We start from the raw sequence: 2,882 nt of genomic DNA on the forward strand, positions 1-2,882 counted from the left end.
TGATTCGGGCAAAAAAATAAGGCAGTCATAAAGCTTTTCAACAAGCATTTTATGAGCTGCCTTTTTCTCGACATCATCGTATTCAGTTATGAATTCTCTGAAATTTTCAAATGCACCATCCTTACCGCCAATTAGCGCTGAAAACTGTATTTCGTGTTCAAAGAACGAATTATTATTATTTTCAATAGCCCATTTTGTTCTGTTATATTGAATTCGAACTTCTTCGCTTACCTCAACTTCTGCACATTTGCCTGAAATCGTATCATAAACACAAACTGTGTTTTTCTTCATATCCTCACCTCCGTTCGATTTGAAATCAAAGGTCGGCTATGGATATTTAGCAATACTGCATTGCCAGTTTATTGTTAAAAACATGGTTGTCCTTTCTCCAAAATCGGTTGAGGACACAAAAACCTGCATACTATGTACGCAGGCTAAAATCATTTTAATCAGAATATACAAAACAAGAATGTAAAATACTTCGCTTTGTAATTTCTGCAAAACGATTATATTTATATCCTCATTTTTTCTGATTACTTATTAAATTTTGTATGGGTATAAAAAGTCTCCGTTCTGCTTATTGCAGAACGGAGATAGCTAAATAAAATCATTTTATTTAAATATGCGTTTGAGATTCCAAGCTCTTTTGCAAGCTCCTGACTTTCCGCAGACAACTTATGCCTTTGCTCGGATATGAGCTGACCGGATTTGAGGCTGTTGTTCATATTTTTTCCTGAAAATCATTCATATTTATATAGAAAAAATTAATTGTCAAATAACTCCTTATAATTAAATCTGATTTTTTTTATATTTTCTTTTGCAACATCTTTTTCGGTAAAGAAGTCTTTTGTCAATTCGTCCCACTGACTTTGGGTTACTCTGTAATAATGATGCGAGTCCTTTTCTATAGACTGTGATTTAATATCATCCGGCACATCAAGAGCCTTAGAACAGTCTGAAAACTCTGGCAAAGTTATCAAATATTTCGTTTCAGCTTGCAATGGTTCTATATATAAGTAAACAGAATAATCTACATCTCCATTTTCATTTAAACTAAAAAACGCATATTTAATCGGTGAAGTTCCGCTATAAAACCATAGTTTCCTACTACCAAGTAACTCTATCCATGACGAAGATGTTTCATGCCACAATATGAACTCATCAGAAATGGGTAAGTATTTCATAATATAAATATAACCCATATTATTTTCGATGCAAAGTTCAGGTAAACCATCATCATCCATATCGAAAAAATAATAAGTATATTTTTCAGGTTCATACTCTCCATAGATATACTCGTCAATATAATACTTTACTTCTCCAGATTTAAAAGGGAGTCTACAATTCAATAATTTCATATATTGCTCTTTATAGTCGGCGTAAGCGCTTTGATTCCCTGTTTTAAAATTAGATGAAAAATCAACACCCGAATATATATTATTTATATATTCAAACGCTCGGTCATCAATAAACTCACTATATGAATTTGATGGATTTACCCTTGATGACTCAGGAGTTGAAACATAAAAAAAGCAGATCGCCACTGTAATAACCATTAACGATATTTTCTTCAACATATTCAGAAATCTCCATAACATAAATGAACCACAGTATAAAACAGCTTTTAATAAACATTAATCATATACAGTGATTTTTACCAATTTATAATCATTTGGATCAAAGTCGCCTAAATCGCTTTTATTTCCTGCAAATTCTATTGATGAGCCATCTATATTTCCAGGAAAGAAAGCACCTTCCCATTCCACATTTGTTGAATTCGGATATGCAATACCTGTTTGAATTAAACCATTATCAATATCAAATTCAGCATAACCATCTTCAGCATTATAATAACTATATGTATGTGCTTTGGCGCCACTGCGTGTTATACATGGGAATACTTCTTGTTTATTGGTTTTTTTGTTAACTAGCGTAATGTCAATACTTACTGGAAACTCAAAATCATCGCCAAGAATTCTACCTTCATCACTATAATTCGAATCTAATACTTTAGGTCCTACTACGATTCTAAAATAACCAGTTTCTGCATCAATGGAATCTTCTGTACCCTGAAAAGCAAACCAATTTTCTTGTGTTTTTAATGTTATATTTTCACCATTCACTGTACCTTTTACACTTTTTGGCACTTCTATTTCACGAGGAGTGCCTTTTTTCATTTTTACTTTCTCATCAGCAGAAGCTCTACTATATGTTAGAATATTTTGAGCTCTTTGAGCAACTTCACCATTGCCACCATCATATTCATAATTAATATCACCTTTTGCAACGTAATATGCCCAGTCCCATTGAGAATTAACTGTTATATGCCCACTTGGATCAATAAACCTAATAGGGTTATTACGGCAGTAGGTATAGAGATTCAAACTGAGCGGATCAGATCTTCTTCCTGCAAAAGAATCTCTGGAAATAAATCTGCCTGTTGACGGATTGTAATATCTTGCCCTCAGATAAACAGTAGCAGTTTCCTTGTTATAGTATTCACCGCAATAACGGAATGCATTTGTATCCGAATCAACGATATTCTTCTCAACACCAAAAGCGTCATACTTGTAAGTCTTAGTTACTTCGCCATTGGCATTTGTGAGATTAACAACATCGCCGTGAGCGTTCTGAATATAGTAGATATACTCTGACTTATTGCCGTTTCTGTAGTTGTACTTTGCAACAAGATTTGTACCACGGATATAGCAGTCAGCCTCATAGAACTGGTTATCAATTACGTCTGCAACAATCTGCTTGCTGCCGTCCCAGACATGGTTAATAGTCTGACCGTCAACAGTCTTTTCATATCTCAGACCGCTTGCATTGTACTTGTAGCTTGCAGTTGTTTCGCCGTCTGTAAATCCGATAAGCTGATTTAA

Annotated in this window: 3 protein-coding genes and 1 pseudogene; all 4 read right to left on the reverse strand. The window is 34.0% G+C overall.

The features are described from left to right. Positions 1–291: pseudogene (locus tag OCV67_RS13020) on the reverse strand (sigma-70 family RNA polymerase sigma factor); the annotation flags it as partial. Between the two features lie 242 nt (positions 292–533). Continuing rightward, positions 534–725 carry a hypothetical protein gene (locus OCV67_RS13025; RefSeq protein WP_147644368.1) on the reverse strand — a complete coding sequence of 64 codons (192 nt, stop codon included), beginning with the start codon at positions 723–725 and terminating at the stop codon, positions 534–536. Between the two features lie 39 nt (positions 726–764). Beyond that, positions 765–1,577, reverse strand: a complete 813-nt coding sequence (locus OCV67_RS13030) for a hypothetical protein (RefSeq protein WP_147644369.1) — start codon at positions 1,575–1,577, stop codon at positions 765–767. Positions 1,578–1,634: 57 nt separating this feature from the next. Then, positions 1,635–2,882 (reverse strand): RHS repeat-associated core domain-containing protein (locus OCV67_RS13035; RefSeq protein ID WP_317235036.1); only part of this gene is annotated, 1,248 nt, incomplete at its 5' end.

The organism is Porcipelethomonas ammoniilytica (assembly GCF_025567485.1).
Taxonomy (GTDB): domain Bacteria; phylum Bacillota; class Clostridia; order Oscillospirales; family Ruminococcaceae; genus Porcipelethomonas; species Porcipelethomonas ammoniilytica.